Here is a 14,291-nt window from a genome sequence, read left to right on the forward strand (position 1 = left end):
ACTGCGCTTGATTACGCAAAGACGGAAGGAGTGGTTTCAGTCAGGGGCGTAGTCGTCGTCATCTTGACGACTCTGCACGTACGCTTGGTATGAATACCCAATCTGACCTGCTTGTTCTTCGGGGGCTTGTTGGTCCATCCGGCTTCCACATACCAGCAGTCGACGGAGTTATTGCCCCGGAGGTCTGCCTGCCCCATAATGGCTTCCGCCTCTGCTTTCGTCAGGACCCTCACACGGTTTCTTTTGCGGCGGCAACGCCGTCGGCAGGGCGTTGCGCTGCGCCAAGCAGAGGGAACCGGTCATGATTATCAGTTCACAGAGCAGGACGGAGATGGCGGTCCGATAAGACGGAGCGATTCGTGACATGGTGTCTCCTCCGCCACGAGACAGTGGCGCTCTCTCTGAACCCTCACAGCTTCGGCTTCTCCTGTTGCTTCGCCTTCTCGAGATCCTGCTTGTGCTTGCCTTCGGCGATCCCCTTTTTCCACTTCAGGGTGACTTCTGACGCGCGCAACGCGAGGGGAAAACTCATGTTTACCATTCGCATCTGGCTGTACAATTCCGGAGGATCCGATTGTGTGACCAGAGCAAAGACCGCAGTAAAGTGGACATAACACCAATCATTCTGGGGATTGTTGCCCTTGTACAGATCCGCATAGACTTCGATGAGACCGAGATGCGTATCCCAACTTCCCGCTGTGCAGGAAGACAGGCTTAAAGCCGTGGCGTAATCCGGTGCGTTGCCTCCTGAAGAAGAAGGCAGAGGAGCTGGACGGCCCTGTTCATCGAAGAGCCAGAGAAGATTTTCGATTTTGCTGTCGTCCGCTGCCGGCTTGCCGCTGGTGACATTCGTCAGTGTTTCTTTTCCATACTTCTCCCGCAACGAGGCCAGCAGTGTAGTCTTTGGGATGCCTTTGTTGGGGAAGTAGTGTTGCCGAACCACCCTCCACACCGCCTGCTTATTCGGGGGTAGCGTCACATCAACGGTCACCTGATCGGCTTCCATCCCCATCATAATTTGCTCCGGCGGCGCCGATGAAAATGATTTGATGACCGGCTTATCAATCGTCGGCAGATTGTCCGACATAATCACGATTTTATTCTTGGGAAGTTGCGCTTGCAGCTTCGCATGGGCATCGCGCGCCGGCATGCCGAGCTGGATGCCAAGAATATCGGGCAGCCCTTCGGCGGCCGCCTGGCCGGCCACAGTGACAACGACCGCGATGCCGCCGAGTATCGACTTCGTAACCCAATTCATATGGTTCTCCTTTCGTCTTGTCATCGGCTGGCCTTGCTGGAATAAAGAGTCCGATCCATGTACTAGACCGTTGTTTGGTCGTCGGCAACGCCCTTCGGCAACGATGCTCATAAGTCCCGTAATGCTATAGGACAACTACGCACGCCACGATGGTAGTAATTCGCCTCCATCGCGTCAAGGCCAACCATCGGGGGATGGTGTTTTCCGTTAGCGGTTTGCGCGCTGCGCAGGAGAAAACGCCGATCTTGACTTGCAGGAATCAGTGCGACTAGTATTCCCGTAATGCCACCCTTCGGAACACGTCTCGTTGCCATTGGACTAGTGCTCTGCCTGCTCGTCTTAAGCGGGGCCATGTATCCACAGACCGTGGCTCATGCCGCACATCATACTCACCACAAAGCTGCCACGCATTCGACCGCCTTGTGTACGTGGATGTGCGCGGCCGGTCAGGCGCAAGAATACATCTCATTCAACTTCCAGGTGGAATTCGAAGTGGCGTCTCTCGATGATCTGTTCATCGCCCGACAGCCAATCGAACATCACGTGATTGCCCTCACGACCCGCGGTCCTCCTTCCTTCTTCGCTTAAACGATCCTTTTGACATGGCGGCGCCATCGATGTCGTGTTCAGTCAACACCGCCATCCGATGGTAGTACAACCAGTGAAGGCCTAGGATGCGCATCACCGTAATTACGTAACTTCACGAGTCAGCTGCCTACCTGCCCGTGCCATTTGAGGAGTGCTTGCATGACGAGAAGAACAGGACCCCTTGCAGCGATTGTGGCCCTCAGCTTCATCGCCGCCTGGCTTGCCTTTACGGATCAGGCGGTCGCCCAATCCAAAGCGGAGAAGACGTTCAACGCATTGATTACCGATACGCAGGGCATCGACACAGAGGTGAAGAACGTCTCGTTTTATTGGGAAGAAAAGATCAGCGAGACCGCGTTTGTCCCCCATGAACTCCGGCAACTCCCGGTGAAGCGAGGGACAGCCACCGTGCAAGTGAAGTTCGAGACGATCAAGCAGATCGATGTGAAGCAGGGAGCGGAGAAGACATTGCCCGTGTTCGCGATTACGCTGACGAATGGGAAAAGCGGAGAGTTTATGGCTGCGCTGGCGGGAAGCTTCCGTGGTGAGTCGGATTTCGGACAAACGGAGATCCCCGTCTCCACCATTACGAAAATCATTTTTAAGTAGCACAGGTGCAGCATGAGTGAATGGGTACACAGCACTGGATGGGATGACCGGCTTCGGATACAGGCATGGCTGTATTCGGTGGCCGCCCATACCCTCCTCCTTGGACTCATGATCGCGCTTGGCACACGTATCACGCTGCCTCCGCAAGACGATCCGTTCCGGTGGAACGTCGCGATGGTCGAGCCCGTACCGTCCCAAGAGTCTCCCGCACCGGCTGCGCCGGTTGAGGCTCCGTCAAAACCGGCACAAGAGGCGCCTCCATCAAAGCCAGTGGCTCGGGAGACTACCAAGCCAATGCCTGTAGAACGCCGCGTTGAAACGACGAAGCAGCAGGTCGAGACCAAACCACTGGAACAGCGTATCGAGCGACACGTCCAGGCGGTGGAGCCCGTTCAACCAATGGAACGGAAACCAGAGGTGCGTCCTTCTGCGGTGGAGACGCCTCCGGTAGTCGCCCCACAAGCCGAGACAGCCCCCGCCATCATCGAACGCCCAACACAGGTTGCCGAATCCAGTCCCGCACCGGCGGAACGCAGCGTCGAAGCCCCTCCCGTGCAGCGGACTGGAGAGGCCGTGCAACATGCTGAAGTGACTCATCAGCCCGCACCTGCGCTGGAAAAGGCCAGTCCCATTGTGGCCGAACGGGCGACGTCTCAGCCGATGGAGCAGGCTGTCAACCCGGTGGTGCAACAACCGGTAGAGACCGCGCCACTTGTTCAGAATCATGAGACACTACCCAATTCTTCCCGCTCGACCGAGAACGCGACGACCAAGAATGATGTCGTCCAAGAGGAACGGACGGTCGTAGCCAAAGCCGCCCCGACGAACACGCCGCGGCCGCGCGCCGATTATGGGTGGGTGCGTGACGCGCTGTGGCGACGGATCGTCGAAATGAAGCACTACCCCGCGCAAGCGCGTCTCAATCATCTAGAGGGGAAAGTCATTCTACGCGCCGTGATCAGGGCCGATGGGCATCTGGGAGATTTGAGCATCAAGGAAAGTTCAGGCCATCGCCTCTTAGATGAGGCCGCCATGGACGTGATCCGGCGTATTTGTCCGGTGCCCATGAAACATGACTTGGGACGACCCGAAGTCGTGGTCATGATTCCCATCGACTATCGGCTTGAATAGCAATGAAGGAGGTGGAGCGATGAGGCGGCACTCACTGCGGTCGTTAGGCCTAGTGGCCATCACAGTGGCTCTGCCGTTATCGGTTGAAGCGGCTGAGCTATCACCTCAACCGAGGGTTCGCTTCGAGCCCAAACTCGTTCTTGACATCAAAGCCAAGTCGATGGTCGGGCCCTCGATTCAGCTCGATGAGAATAATATCGCTCATGTGGCCTGGATGGAGGAGAAGGAGAACGGCCGGACCCTGCACTATACGCATACAATGCCTTCAGGCCAATCGCTGTCTTCGCCTGTTGCCGTGAATAGCCAGGATGAGGTGCCCTACTGGCGGCAAGAGGCGCCGGCGCTGGAAGTGCAGGGTGAACACATTTACCTCGTCTGGGCCAAAATGCCGCCGCAGAGTCCGGCTGATAAACCATTCGCGAACGAATTGCGCCTCAGTCGTTCGATTGATGGGGGTAAGACGTTCTTGCCGTCTGCCTTGGTCAATGATGATGGCGAGCTTGTGAATCATAGCTTCGACTCGGTCCGCATCGGCCGGGACGGCGCGATCCACGTCGCCTGGATCGACGGGCGCGGCGGCAAGAAATCTGCTGCCACCTATGTGACCCGTTCTAACGACCATGGGGCAACTTTTGAGAGGAATACCAAGATCGACGATGAGACCTGCGTCTGCTGTCGGACGTCGGTCGCGATTGCGCCGGACGGCGCCGTGTACGTCGCATGGCGCAAAATGTTCGGCGACATGCGAGAGACGGTGGTCGCGCGATCATTCGATGGAGGCACGACGTTTTCCGAGCCGGTCGTCGTGGGCCACGACCGCTGGGTCTATCCGAGCTGTCCGCATCGCCCGGCTTCATTGGGTGTAGACGGCGACGGCCGAGTGTATGTGATCTGGTATACCGAGGGCGAGGATGAAACGCCGGCCGTCTATCTGGCCTATTCAGACGATCGCGCCCAGACCTTTTCGCCCAAACACCAGTTGAATCATTCGAAAGGCACGTTCCCGGATCATCCGCAGCTGGCGGTCGATCGTCGTGGCCGAGTGGTGGCGACCTGGGAAGAACTCTCCCCCGTTCGGCGCGAAGTGGTCGTCAGTCATTCGTTGGACCGGGGACAGACGTTCAGCACGCCATACAAGGTCAATGAAAAGAAGGGCGAAATGCCGACGGTTGCCGTGAGCCCCTCAGGTGAATTTATGCTGGCGTGGAAAGAACACGCCATGCCCGCCCATCGGATCGTTCTGCAACGCCTGATCGTGCCGGAGCCCAGCCCCGTCGCGCTGCGGGAACGAGCAGCGCAGTGAACCGTGCCATGAACTGGACAGGAAGGATCGTCGCGTGCCTGATACTTAGCGCCTGTCTGGCAGGACTCGCACAGGCAGACGATAGTTTTTCCCGTCTGAAGCTAAGCCGGGCCGGCGCAGGCACTCTGCTCCCTTCATTTGAACTTTCCACGGTCGACGGGAAGATCGTGCAATTTTCGCAATTGCGGGGAAAAGTGGTGGTCCTCAATTTCTGGGCCACGTGGTGCGGACCCTGTAAAGAAGAAATGCCCGCCCTAGATCGGTTAAGCCGTCAGTTCGACCCACGTGACGTGGCGATCCTCACAATCACGACCGAACATGAACGAACCGGCATCCAGCAATTTATGAAGCAATTCAATTCGGCGTTGCCGGTGCTGCTCGATGAACAACGTGACGTCTCTCTGGCCTTCATGGTCCGTGGACTCCCAACGACGGTCTTCATCTCAAAAGATGGGACGGTCGCCGGCCGAGCCGTCGGACCGCGAGAATGGGACGGTCCTGACGCCATGGGGTTCATTCGGCATCTTCGTGAGACCGCTCCGTGAACACAGGCCTGCGCGCCTTCGCGATTTCTTGCGTCCTGCTCTACGTCCTCGTCGGCTTTGTGGCCGGCGCCTGTCCGACATCTGACGGACAAACGGCTCACCATCACCACCAGAAGCCGGTTAGTCATGCCCTCGCGTGTGCATGGGCCTGTCATGCCAGTGTGCACCAGAGTGCTGTGGATGTCTCCGCCCATATCCTTCTTGTCTGGCTTCCCCTTACGTCTGTTCTTCTTCCGGTCGTAAGGGCCATTTCTGTCCGGTTGATCTTTATCACCGCCAGGCCTCCGCCTGTCTTCTCGATCTGACATTCCCGCATAGTTTTTCGCCATACTCGCTTAACTTGCGCCGCACAACACGTGTGCTCGTTTGCGGCTAGCACGTGTGCTTACAGATCGAAAGGATTGCGGGCCATGCCATCGTCCCATGTCGTTTGTTATCAGATTCGAATGATTGCCTTAGGTACTCTTATTTATTTCGCGCTCCCCGCAGCCGTCTTGGCTCAAGAGACGGCGATCGAGCCCACTGACAAAATGCAGCGGAAACAAAAACTGGAAAAGCAGCTGAAGTCGATCCTGGATGAGCTTGATCAATTGAAGCAGGCCGATCAGCCGACGCCCGCCGCGCCAACGGCGTCCGAGCCGGTTCCGTCAGAAGAAGTCACACAGCAGCCTCCCGACGAAGGCGCGACTCCGGAGATCTCTCTTGAGGACATGAGCATCACCAGCCGACGGCTGCAAAAACATCCGGATGGCGTCACGCTCACGGCAACGCCACGCAGCGAATATGACTCTCAACCCACCCGTACAATGCGGGAGTCGCTGGAATCGTTACCCGGTGTCGTGGTGCGGCAGGCCAACGGACCGCGTGACTTTAGTATTTCGCTTCGCGGCTCGGGAGTCAAAACGTCGTTTGCGATCAGAGATCTCAAAATCTATGAAGACGGGATCAGCCAGACACAATCAGACGGGCTCTCCCGCTTGGATATGAACGACCCCTGGTTTATGCGGAGCGTGGAAGTACTAGCCGGGGCCTCCTCCTCGCTCTATGACAATTATGCGCTCGGCGGCATGGTGCATTTTAAAACCCGACGCGGCAGCGACATCAATGGAGTGGAAACGTTTTTGAGCGGAGGGTCGTTCGGATATCAGAAGTATGCCTTTGCCGTGGGAAAGGAATACAGCAATCTCGATATTTCCATGTTCGGCAGTCAGCAGCTCGAAGACGGTTTTATCCGCAACAGTAACTACAATACGCAAACGATCAACTTGAATTTTCGTTTTCGAGTCGACGATAAGCAAAACTTCTATTTCAAGGCCATTACCAATTGGCTCGATACGCGGGTGCCGACTCGGTTAACTCAATCGCAATTCAACAATGACCCCCGGCAGGCAGGCGGAACAGGCTGCGCGACCACGGGGTCCTGCAATGACGCGGTGCGATTGGGCCAGGGCCGCATCGATCGCCGAACCATTGTCGGCGGGTTGTACGAGCGCCAACTCGATGCCAATACCGTCCTGACGATCGAGGCCGACTATGACGTCAAGGATATCAATCAAACCTTTACGCAAATCACGGCCAATGTCAACCCGAACTACAAGCACTATACCGATCTTCGTCATGATGGCCGACTTTTAGAAATGCCGCTGAGAAGCTATGTCGGCTTCTTCGTCAATAATATGGAGCAGGAAGGGCAGACATTTACCAATCTGGATGACTTTCATGGCACGCGCGGCACGTTGGCGCAGAATAACCACGGTACGATCCGGAATATCGGCGGACGAATCCGTGAGGAGCTGGAGTTTGTTCCGAAATGGACCGTGGCCGCGGGATTTGGCTTTGAGCAATCGATGCTCAGCATACAAACCATCAACTATGCCCCATCCGGCGCCGTGAGCACGCGGGCTAACGCAAATCGGACGTTCTATAACTATGCGCCTGAAATGTCGTTGACCTGGAAGCCTGCCGAAGGATTTCGGCATTGGGTTCGGGCTTCGACAGGGTACGGCATTCCTACGTTTAGTAATTTAACGACCGGACTCGATGGATTGGCTGGAACAAACTTTAGCGTGAAACCTCAGAAAAATCTCAATCTCGAAATTGGAACGGATTCTCAGGTGCACAAGACCTTATCACTTCACCTGGTGGGCTTCCTCGTGTATTTCAAAGATGAGATCATCACTCAGAGCAATTCCACGAACACGGGGTCTTTCGCCGTGAATGCCGATTCCTCGCGATATCGCGGCGTGGAAGTCGGCTATAACTGGCGACCATTACCGGGCTGGCGGCTTTCCGGGGCCTACACGCACATTGACACGGAATACATCAAATTCACCGATCAATTCCAGCTCGTCGGCGGACCTGTGACCCAGGTGGCGCGAAACGGCAAGCAAGTCCCTAACGTGCCGACCGATGTGCTGAACATGAAGGAAGAGTACTACCATCCCTCGGGATGGGGCGGCTGGTTCGAAAGCAGTTATTGGAACAGTTACTTTCTCAATAACGGGAACACCGTCGGGGCACCGGCATACTGGTTGCTCAACGTGAACCTCAATAAAATGGTGGAGATCAAGAATCCCTATGTTCGCTTCGCCAAATTCTATATCCAACTGGACAATCTCTTGGATAAAAGGTATGTCGCTTCCGGCAATGTCGTCGCCGACAGCACACCGGATGCCAGCAAGACGCTTTTCTTTGCCGGCTACGGACGCGCTATTTATGGCGGCGTGACGTTGGGACTTTTCTGAGGAGGTCGATCAGCTTCACGGAGTAGCGGCAGAGTGGCTTCTGAACTGTTCAAGGCGCTCCACTCCTGGTATACGTAACCGGTTGTTTGCCGCCCGGGCCGGCTCGCAAAGCTGACCCGGCCGAGAGGTTTTCATGGCGTGGGGGGCTTGACAGCGATGGTACGATTTAAGACGGCATCGATTCTGTTCGTCGTCATGCTGAGTGTCCTGGTGATTGTTTTTTGGTGGCTGACTCAGCATGGGTTCAGCGCGCGCGATCAACCGGCGGCGATCGAAATCTGGATTGCACGGCGGTTGCGACATCTCGCCGTACCGGCAAACCAACGGTCAGCCCAGAATCCCGTCCCGCCGAGTCCGGATATACTGGCGGAGGCGAGGGGACATTTCGCCGATCACTGCGCGATCTGCCATGCCAATGATGGAAGCGGCCAGACGCCGATTGGCCGGAACGTCTATCCCAAAGCACCGGACCTGCGAGCGGCCGAGACGCAAAGAATGTCGGATGGCGAATTGTTCTATACCATCCACAATGGCATTCGCTTCACGGGCATGCCGGCTTGGGGAAAAGGAAGACCTGAAGATGATCTCGAGAGTTGGAAATTGGTTCACTTCCTGCGTCACCTGCCTCATATCACAGAGGAGGAATTGGAGGTGATGCGGACGCTGAATCCAAAAAGTTTGAAAGAACGGCAACAAGAAGCCGAGTTTGAGCGCTTTCTGGAAGGCGATGAGACGAAAGACACGCCTTCCCCACATCATTAAAAAAGGAGATTCACACGATGCACGCTGTCGTCAGACTGACTCTGCTCTTCATCCTCCTCACCGCCATGCCGGTATTTGCACATGACGGCCATATGCACATTTTAGGCACGGTCGTGACATTGGATGATGATCGTATCGTCGTCAATGCCAAAGATGGCAAGTCCATTCCGATCTCGGTGACCGACAAGACGACGTACCGAGCGCAGCATGACGCCAAGGCAAGTCTCAAGATCGGCGATCGAGTTGTTGTGGAAGTGGCTCATGAAAATGGCGTCCTCATAGCCAATGAAATTCGTTTTGCCTCCGGCAAGCCGCGCCCATAAATGAGACGGCGGCTCCGCTGAACATGAAACGTGAGCTTTACAGTATGCGCGTGTTGCATCGATTGGCATCCATCGGTAGACCGTCGCCTCGCAATGGTTTAGACCTGTATGACGACGATCCCTCTATCCTCGGGATCATCTCGTGATCAGGAAGGGCCGCACGTCGTGAAGTGTCTTCGAGTCGTCGCCGTATTTTTGGCTACCACGCATGCATCTCTCGTGGTGCTGGCCATGGTCTGTCTGTTCGAGCATGCCTCACCGGCTAGGCATGGTGGGGGCCATACGCATCAGGACTCTACTACGCCCTCCCATGCACCGCTGTGTGCATTAGCATGCCAGGTGGGCTCCCCTGCTGGATTGCAGGCATCGCCAGAGGCTGCAAGCCCAACGATGGGATCCATGCAGCTCAGCGCTATTCCGCTGTCACAACCTACCGCCGTTTTTACCTCTGTCATTCCCGGTCGCTCGCCTCCAGAAGTCTTGTCGACTCTCCAGTCGTAACATCCATACCGCGCCAGCATGCCTGGACTACCAAAGGTCGCGCCAGCGGCCTATTGTTTGGTGGTCCAGCAGCTGTGAACACTGGACCACTGGATATCGTTTCATACCGACAGAGATCATACGGTTACTATTGTCGCCGTATCTTCAGGATGGAGGCATCATGGGACCATTATTGTTGCGGGTCAGCGAGGCGGCGGCGCTTCTGAACGTCAGCCGTTGGACGGTGTATCGATGGATCGAAGAGGGGCGCTTGAAAGCCACAAAGATCGGCAAAAGCAGTTTGCGGGTCTTTCATGATTCCGCCCTAGCGCTGGTCGAAGAGAACCGAATCGAAGAAGGAAATCATCCTATCGATGCGCTACAGGCCAACCGGCACCCGGCGCCCATATGTGTCTCCGTAGACTGAGGAGAGCCGTTGCTCAGGAAAGGAGTCATCATGAAGATCCGCTCATCAAGCCTATGGGCTATTGCCATATTAACCCTGTGTCTCATCGTCTCTACTGTTAGCCCTTGCCCTTCGGCCGCAAGTGAGGCGGAGACCTGGGTCGCGTTAACTCAGGCAGGGGCGCAGGCGCTTCGCGAAGGACGCCTGGCTGACGCGGAAAAGCTTCTCCTGTATGCGCTCGATGAAGCCGACCGCGTTGGCTCGAAGAGTCCAATGATCGCAGCGGCCCTGAATAATCTCGCCAGTGTCCGCCATCACCAGGGACGGTATGACGAGGCCCGGGTTCTCTATGAGCGGGCAATTGGCGCATGGGAACGCATGGATACAGATGAGGAGCCTAATCTTGCCACCGGACTCACCAATTACGCAGCGCTTCATCAGGAAATAGGAGACTACGACGAGGCCGCACGCCTCTGTGGACGTGCACTCGCCATTAGAGAGAAAAGGCTGGGAAGTCACCATTCTGAAGTTGCATCAACGTTAAACACGCTCGCTGAACTCAAACGGGCCCAATCTCAATACTTAGAATCCGAGCAGCTCTATATACGGGCCCTATCTATTCTCGAAGGTTTGCCTGAAGGTAGTTTGGAACTGAGCCTCACGTTGAATAATTTGGGGTTGCTCTATAAAACGCAAGGTCGCTTCTCTCTCGCGAGGTCCTACTTCGAACGGGCGTTGTCGATAAAGCGGCACGTGTTGGGTCCGGACCATCCGGATATCGCCTCGGTCCTGAACAATTTGGCGAGCCTCTATCGCGCCGAAGGCGCACTACTCGACGCCGAGTTTCATTACCAGCAGGCGCTCACCTTGTTCGAGCAATTCCTGGGACGGGAACATCCTCGTGTGGGGTCAGTTCTCAATAACATGGCCATTCTGTATGCAGACGCCGGTCGCCATGGAGAAGCGAAACTCGCCTATCTGCGCTCACTCACGATCATGCAAAAGGCGTTTGGCCCCGACCATCCGCATGTTGTGACGACGCTGGAAAACTATGCAAGCCTGCTACGGGCAAGTAGTCAGCCATTTGAAGCGGATTTGGTCGACGCGCGCATCGCCGCCATCCGGATGAAGCAGGCTCCATCACATCCATGAAGGGACGCGGCTCCGGGTTGGATTGCCTCCTTGCTCGGACCCGCTTAGGGTGGGCCCCTATTCTTAGGGCCCCGCCCTGGTGAGGCTTGCAAAATGTAGTGCAAATCCTCTAGAAACGGCTGGCGCCAGAGCGTGGTCACGAGACTCCCTATGGGAGGAAGCTGGGAAGCATGGGCCGACACGAGAGCGCAGAAGCGGCCACGGCGGGCGGGCAGCGTGTCATTTCAATTCTGCTGCTTTCTCTATGCCTGCTCCAGGGATGCATTGCCCCTCATGAGCCGAGTACGGTATCCGAGCCGCGGCATGCGGCCTCGGGCACCAAGGATCAAAAGGACTCATCTCCCTCCCAATCTGTGCAACTCTTCGCACGTGTTCCTCTCCTGAGCGAGATCAAACTTTCTCCGTCGGGCAAATACCTGGGCTACCTTCTGAACCAAGAAACTGGGACGTCGTTGGTTACCCGTTCCATTGGGAAGCAAGACGACCGGGTGCTCATCACGACCGACAATTCGGAATATAGATTACGTTGGTTCGAATGGGCAGGAGATGAGCGACTGCTGGCCAGCGTCGCCTTTGCCGACACCCGTGGACGAGTCGAGACAATGGAAACCCGGCTCGTCGGAATCAATCGCGACGGGACCGAGTACAAGGCCTTGTGATTCCTCGGACGTCGACCATACTCGGCAAGGACTATTTTTCACAGGTGCAGGACCGCATCATCGGGTGGCTGCCTGCAGATACGGCACACGTGCTGATCGAAGCGGCCGTGAACAACCCGGTTTATCCAAGCGTATTTTTACTCGATGTGGTTACAGGGGACGGACGTTAGTCCAGACGCACAAAACACCAATCACGCACTGGATCACAGACCGCCAAGGCCATGTCCGCGTTGGAATAGGACAAGCGCAGACAGAGATGCAGGTGATCGTGAGACTGTCGCCGGACAGTGAGTGGCAGGACCTGACCCGATACGATCTCACGAAACAATACGGTCTCTTCCCGCTTGGCTTTGGCAAGGACCCTCACGTCTTGTACGTCAGCGATATCTTGGAAGGCCGCAGAGCCGTATTTAGACTAGATCTAAACACCTCATCCAAAGAATTGGTGCTGGCGGACCCACATTATGACGTGTTCCCTCACCTGCTCTACTCCAGAGAGTTCGACCGCATGCTTGGCTTGGAGTATTGGACAGATGGGTCGCACACGCTGTACTGGGATAAAGGCATCGAGAGTATGCAGCGGCGCATCGACGAATCTCTGCCTGGGACGGTAGATCACATCTTTCATTCCGCAGCCGGACGTCATCTTATCCGCTCCTCATCAAGCACGAGTTCACCACGGATTTTGTTCATGGACGAAGCGGCCAACCGGGTCTCGACAATCTCGGACTTGTATCCTGATATCCCGAAAAGTCTCCTCACCGCTCCCAGCAGGATACGCTTCAATGCCCGAGACGGAATGTCGATTGAAGGTTATCTGACGCTGCCACCAGAACACACGAGGGCTCGCGTTCCTCTCGTCGTTTTTCCTCACGGCGGCCCGGCGGCACGGGATTATGGGACGTTCGATCCCTGGGTTCAATTTTTTGCGAGCCACGGATGGGCGGTCTTGCAAGTGAACTTCCGGGGATCAACAGGATATGGCGAGACGTTCACACGGACTGGGGTTCGGCGCTGGGGGCTGGAAATGCAGGATGACCTCACCGACGGTGTCCGTTGGGCGATCGACCATCAGATGGTCGATGCTGATCGGGTGTGCCTTGTCGGAGCGAGTTACGGAGGGTATGCGGCGCTCATGGGAATTATCGAAACGCCTGAGCTTTACGCCTGCGCCATCAGCGTGGCTCCCGTCACGGACCTGAGGAGGCTTCTTGGCGACGCACGCTTTTACTACAATGCCAGTACGTACTGGGAACAACAGCTAGGGCATCGCTGGTTCGACCGTAGACGTCTGGAAGAAACGTCTCCCATACCCCAAGCTGGAAGGATCAAGACACCTCTTTTGCTCATCCATGCGAAGGATGATGTGACCGTGCTGGTCGATCATTCTCGAGACATGGTACAGGCATTGAATAATGCCGGCTTTAAGGAGTTTCAATATCTTGAGCTCCCGTGGGGCGGGCATCAGCTTCTGCATCAGCCAAGTCGGCTTGAGCTGTTCTCCGCCATGGAGCGGTTTCTCAAAAAGTATCTTGACTAAACGACGATAAGAATCGCTCAGATCATGCCCTATTTCACATCGTCTCCGCGCTTCTTCACGCGTTAGATCATTCTCCAGCCTGACTCGATTCTTTTCAGAGGTGTAGCATCCGTAGGCATGCGTAGGCATCGATTAGTAGACGTCTTCATTGGACTACAATATAACGAACATCACTCAGGGAGACTGTGTTATGTGGCGGGCTCATGATCCTTTGCGTTAGCCTTTTGGGTCTCCTATTGGTTGTACCCGCGCAGGCGGAAACGGCCAGCCTGGAGCATTTACTGCGTTCGCAGGTGTTCAGCAAAGAATTCGAAGGATTTGATTCATACTACGTCACGATTGAAGCCGACGATGTGCAGCCTGACGGGTCTCGAGAAGTGCTCGCGAGCGCGAGCGGGACCTTTCTCGATCGCGTTCAACGACTGAAAGTCCTCTTCCTGCTCGTCGACGACCGGGTGGTCGGGGGGCAGGTCCTCGAAAAGGAGGGCATTCCACCGTGCCGCTCGTCATCGATGGCCAATCGTCCATCGTAGGTCAGTTTTTGATACGTCTATTTTTCCTATCGGAAGGTTGAAGATGTCTCGCTTACATACCGTTTGAATCACCTTGATAGTGCGGCTTGCGGGCTACCGCTTCTCTCTCTCGCGCGTTGCCATCCCGAAAGGATCGAGATGGGCGACCTGGCGCGGAAAACGCGCTGAGCCCAACTTCTGCTCGATGAAGTAGCGCAGTCAGTTCGGCCAGGTTCGGATTGCACGAGTCCGGCTTCCGTCTTCAACCAAAAACTCCGC

Annotated in this window: 16 protein-coding genes; 14 read left to right on the plus strand and 2 right to left on the minus strand. The window is 56.0% G+C overall.

All coding sequences use genetic code 11. The features are described 5' to 3' along the window. Positions 1–11 precede the first annotated feature (11 nt). Positions 12–233 carry a hypothetical protein gene (locus tag ACWHYZ_RS21580; RefSeq protein WP_447984725.1) on the minus strand — a complete coding sequence of 74 codons (222 nt, stop codon included), beginning with the start codon at positions 231–233 and terminating at the stop codon, positions 12–14. Between the two features lie 176 nt (positions 234–409). Next, the gene (locus tag ACWHYZ_RS21585; RefSeq protein ID WP_447984726.1) at positions 410–1,258 is read right to left on the minus strand and encodes a hypothetical protein; all 849 of its coding nucleotides are present in this window, start codon (positions 1,256–1,258) and stop codon (positions 410–412) included. A 282-nt stretch (positions 1,259–1,540) separates the two neighbouring features. On the opposite strand from ACWHYZ_RS21585, the gene ACWHYZ_RS21590 reads away from it, so the two are divergent. The 14 genes from ACWHYZ_RS21590 to ACWHYZ_RS21655 all read left to right on the plus strand — a co-directional run bounded on the left by ACWHYZ_RS21590 (position 1,541) and on the right by ACWHYZ_RS21655 (position 14,033). Further along, positions 1,541–1,846 carry a hypothetical protein gene (locus ACWHYZ_RS21590; RefSeq protein ID WP_447984727.1) on the plus strand — a complete coding sequence of 102 codons (306 nt, stop codon included), beginning with the start codon at positions 1,541–1,543 and terminating at the stop codon, positions 1,844–1,846. A 159-nt stretch (positions 1,847–2,005) separates the two neighbouring features. Further along, entirely contained in the window at positions 2,006–2,455 is a 450-nt protein-coding gene (locus ACWHYZ_RS21595; protein WP_447984728.1) for a hypothetical protein, read from the plus strand. 12 nt (positions 2,456–2,467) lie between these two features. Beyond that, the gene (locus ACWHYZ_RS21600; RefSeq protein ID WP_447984729.1) at positions 2,468–3,586 is read left to right on the plus strand and encodes a TonB family protein; all 1,119 of its coding nucleotides are present in this window, start codon (positions 2,468–2,470) and stop codon (positions 3,584–3,586) included. Between the two features lie 19 nt (positions 3,587–3,605). Beyond that, positions 3,606–4,889: a sialidase family protein gene (locus ACWHYZ_RS21605; protein WP_447984730.1), complete on the plus strand. Its 1,284-nt coding sequence runs from the start codon at positions 3,606–3,608 to the stop codon at positions 4,887–4,889. After that, a complete protein-coding gene (locus ACWHYZ_RS21610) occupies positions 4,886–5,434 on the plus strand; it encodes a TlpA family protein disulfide reductase (protein ID WP_447984731.1) in 549 nt (182 codons plus the stop codon). Before ACWHYZ_RS21605 ends, ACWHYZ_RS21610 begins: the two co-directional genes overlap by 4 nt. A gap of 410 nt (positions 5,435–5,844) precedes the next feature. Next, the gene (locus ACWHYZ_RS21615) at positions 5,845–8,178 is read left to right on the plus strand and encodes a TonB-dependent receptor domain-containing protein (protein WP_447984732.1); all 2,334 of its coding nucleotides are present in this window, start codon (positions 5,845–5,847) and stop codon (positions 8,176–8,178) included. A 156-nt stretch (positions 8,179–8,334) separates the two neighbouring features. Then, a complete protein-coding gene (locus tag ACWHYZ_RS21620; protein WP_447984733.1) occupies positions 8,335–8,940 on the plus strand; it encodes a c-type cytochrome in 606 nt (201 codons plus the stop codon). Between the two features lie 17 nt (positions 8,941–8,957). Beyond that, the gene (locus tag ACWHYZ_RS21625) at positions 8,958–9,263 is read left to right on the plus strand and encodes a DUF5666 domain-containing protein (protein WP_447984734.1); all 306 of its coding nucleotides are present in this window, start codon (positions 8,958–8,960) and stop codon (positions 9,261–9,263) included. 661 nt (positions 9,264–9,924) lie between these two features. Continuing rightward, complete coding sequence (locus tag ACWHYZ_RS21630) at positions 9,925–10,170, plus strand: helix-turn-helix domain-containing protein (protein WP_447984735.1); 246 nt, start codon at positions 9,925–9,927, stop codon at positions 10,168–10,170. Positions 10,171–10,200: 30 nt separating this feature from the next. Beyond that, positions 10,201–11,301 (plus strand): tetratricopeptide repeat protein, encoded by a 1,101-nt coding sequence (locus ACWHYZ_RS21635; protein ID WP_447984736.1) that lies wholly within the window; start codon positions 10,201–10,203, stop codon positions 11,299–11,301. Between the two features lie 170 nt (positions 11,302–11,471). After that, entirely contained in the window at positions 11,472–11,960 is a 489-nt protein-coding gene (locus ACWHYZ_RS21640) for a hypothetical protein (protein WP_447984737.1), read from the plus strand. Continuing rightward, positions 11,957–12,130, plus strand: a complete 174-nt coding sequence (locus ACWHYZ_RS21645; RefSeq protein WP_447984738.1) for a hypothetical protein — start codon at positions 11,957–11,959, stop codon at positions 12,128–12,130. Before ACWHYZ_RS21640 ends, ACWHYZ_RS21645 begins: the two co-directional genes overlap by 4 nt. Positions 12,131–12,216: 86 nt before the next feature. Further along, the gene (locus tag ACWHYZ_RS21650) at positions 12,217–13,500 is read left to right on the plus strand and encodes an alpha/beta hydrolase family protein (RefSeq protein WP_447984739.1); all 1,284 of its coding nucleotides are present in this window, start codon (positions 12,217–12,219) and stop codon (positions 13,498–13,500) included. 203 nt (positions 13,501–13,703) lie between these two features. Continuing rightward, positions 13,704–14,033: a hypothetical protein gene (locus tag ACWHYZ_RS21655; RefSeq protein WP_447984740.1), complete on the plus strand. Its 330-nt coding sequence runs from the start codon at positions 13,704–13,706 to the stop codon at positions 14,031–14,033. The last annotated feature ends 258 nt before the right edge of the window (positions 14,034–14,291 follow it).

The sequence above is a fragment of the Nitrospira sp. Nam74 genome (assembly GCF_965152615.1).

Excerpts from the sequence above, each read along its gene's own strand:
- ACWHYZ_RS21585 (WP_447984726.1), bottom strand. The coding sequence starts at position 1,258 with ATGAATTGGGTTACGAAGTCGATACTCGGCGGCATCGCGGTCGTTGTC.
- ACWHYZ_RS21590 (WP_447984727.1), top strand. The coding sequence starts at position 1,541 with ATGCCACCCTTCGGAACACGTCTCGTTGCCATTGGACTAGTGCTCTGC.
- ACWHYZ_RS21595 (WP_447984728.1), top strand. The coding sequence starts at position 2,006 with ATGACGAGAAGAACAGGACCCCTTGCAGCGATTGTGGCCCTCAGCTTC.
- ACWHYZ_RS21600 (WP_447984729.1), top strand. The coding sequence starts at position 2,468 with ATGAGTGAATGGGTACACAGCACTGGATGGGATGACCGGCTTCGGATA.
- ACWHYZ_RS21605 (WP_447984730.1), top strand. The coding sequence starts at position 3,606 with ATGAGGCGGCACTCACTGCGGTCGTTAGGCCTAGTGGCCATCACAGTG.
- ACWHYZ_RS21615 (WP_447984732.1), top strand. The coding sequence starts at position 5,845 with ATGCCATCGTCCCATGTCGTTTGTTATCAGATTCGAATGATTGCCTTA.
- ACWHYZ_RS21620 (WP_447984733.1), top strand. The coding sequence starts at position 8,335 with ATGGTACGATTTAAGACGGCATCGATTCTGTTCGTCGTCATGCTGAGT.
- ACWHYZ_RS21625 (WP_447984734.1), top strand. The coding sequence starts at position 8,958 with ATGCACGCTGTCGTCAGACTGACTCTGCTCTTCATCCTCCTCACCGCC.
- ACWHYZ_RS21630 (WP_447984735.1), top strand. The coding sequence starts at position 9,925 with ATGGGACCATTATTGTTGCGGGTCAGCGAGGCGGCGGCGCTTCTGAAC.
- ACWHYZ_RS21635 (WP_447984736.1), top strand. The coding sequence starts at position 10,201 with ATGAAGATCCGCTCATCAAGCCTATGGGCTATTGCCATATTAACCCTG.
- ACWHYZ_RS21640 (WP_447984737.1), top strand. The coding sequence starts at position 11,472 with ATGGGCCGACACGAGAGCGCAGAAGCGGCCACGGCGGGCGGGCAGCGT.
- ACWHYZ_RS21650 (WP_447984739.1), top strand. The coding sequence starts at position 12,217 with ATGCAGGTGATCGTGAGACTGTCGCCGGACAGTGAGTGGCAGGACCTG.
- ACWHYZ_RS21655 (WP_447984740.1), top strand. The coding sequence starts at position 13,704 with ATGATCCTTTGCGTTAGCCTTTTGGGTCTCCTATTGGTTGTACCCGCG.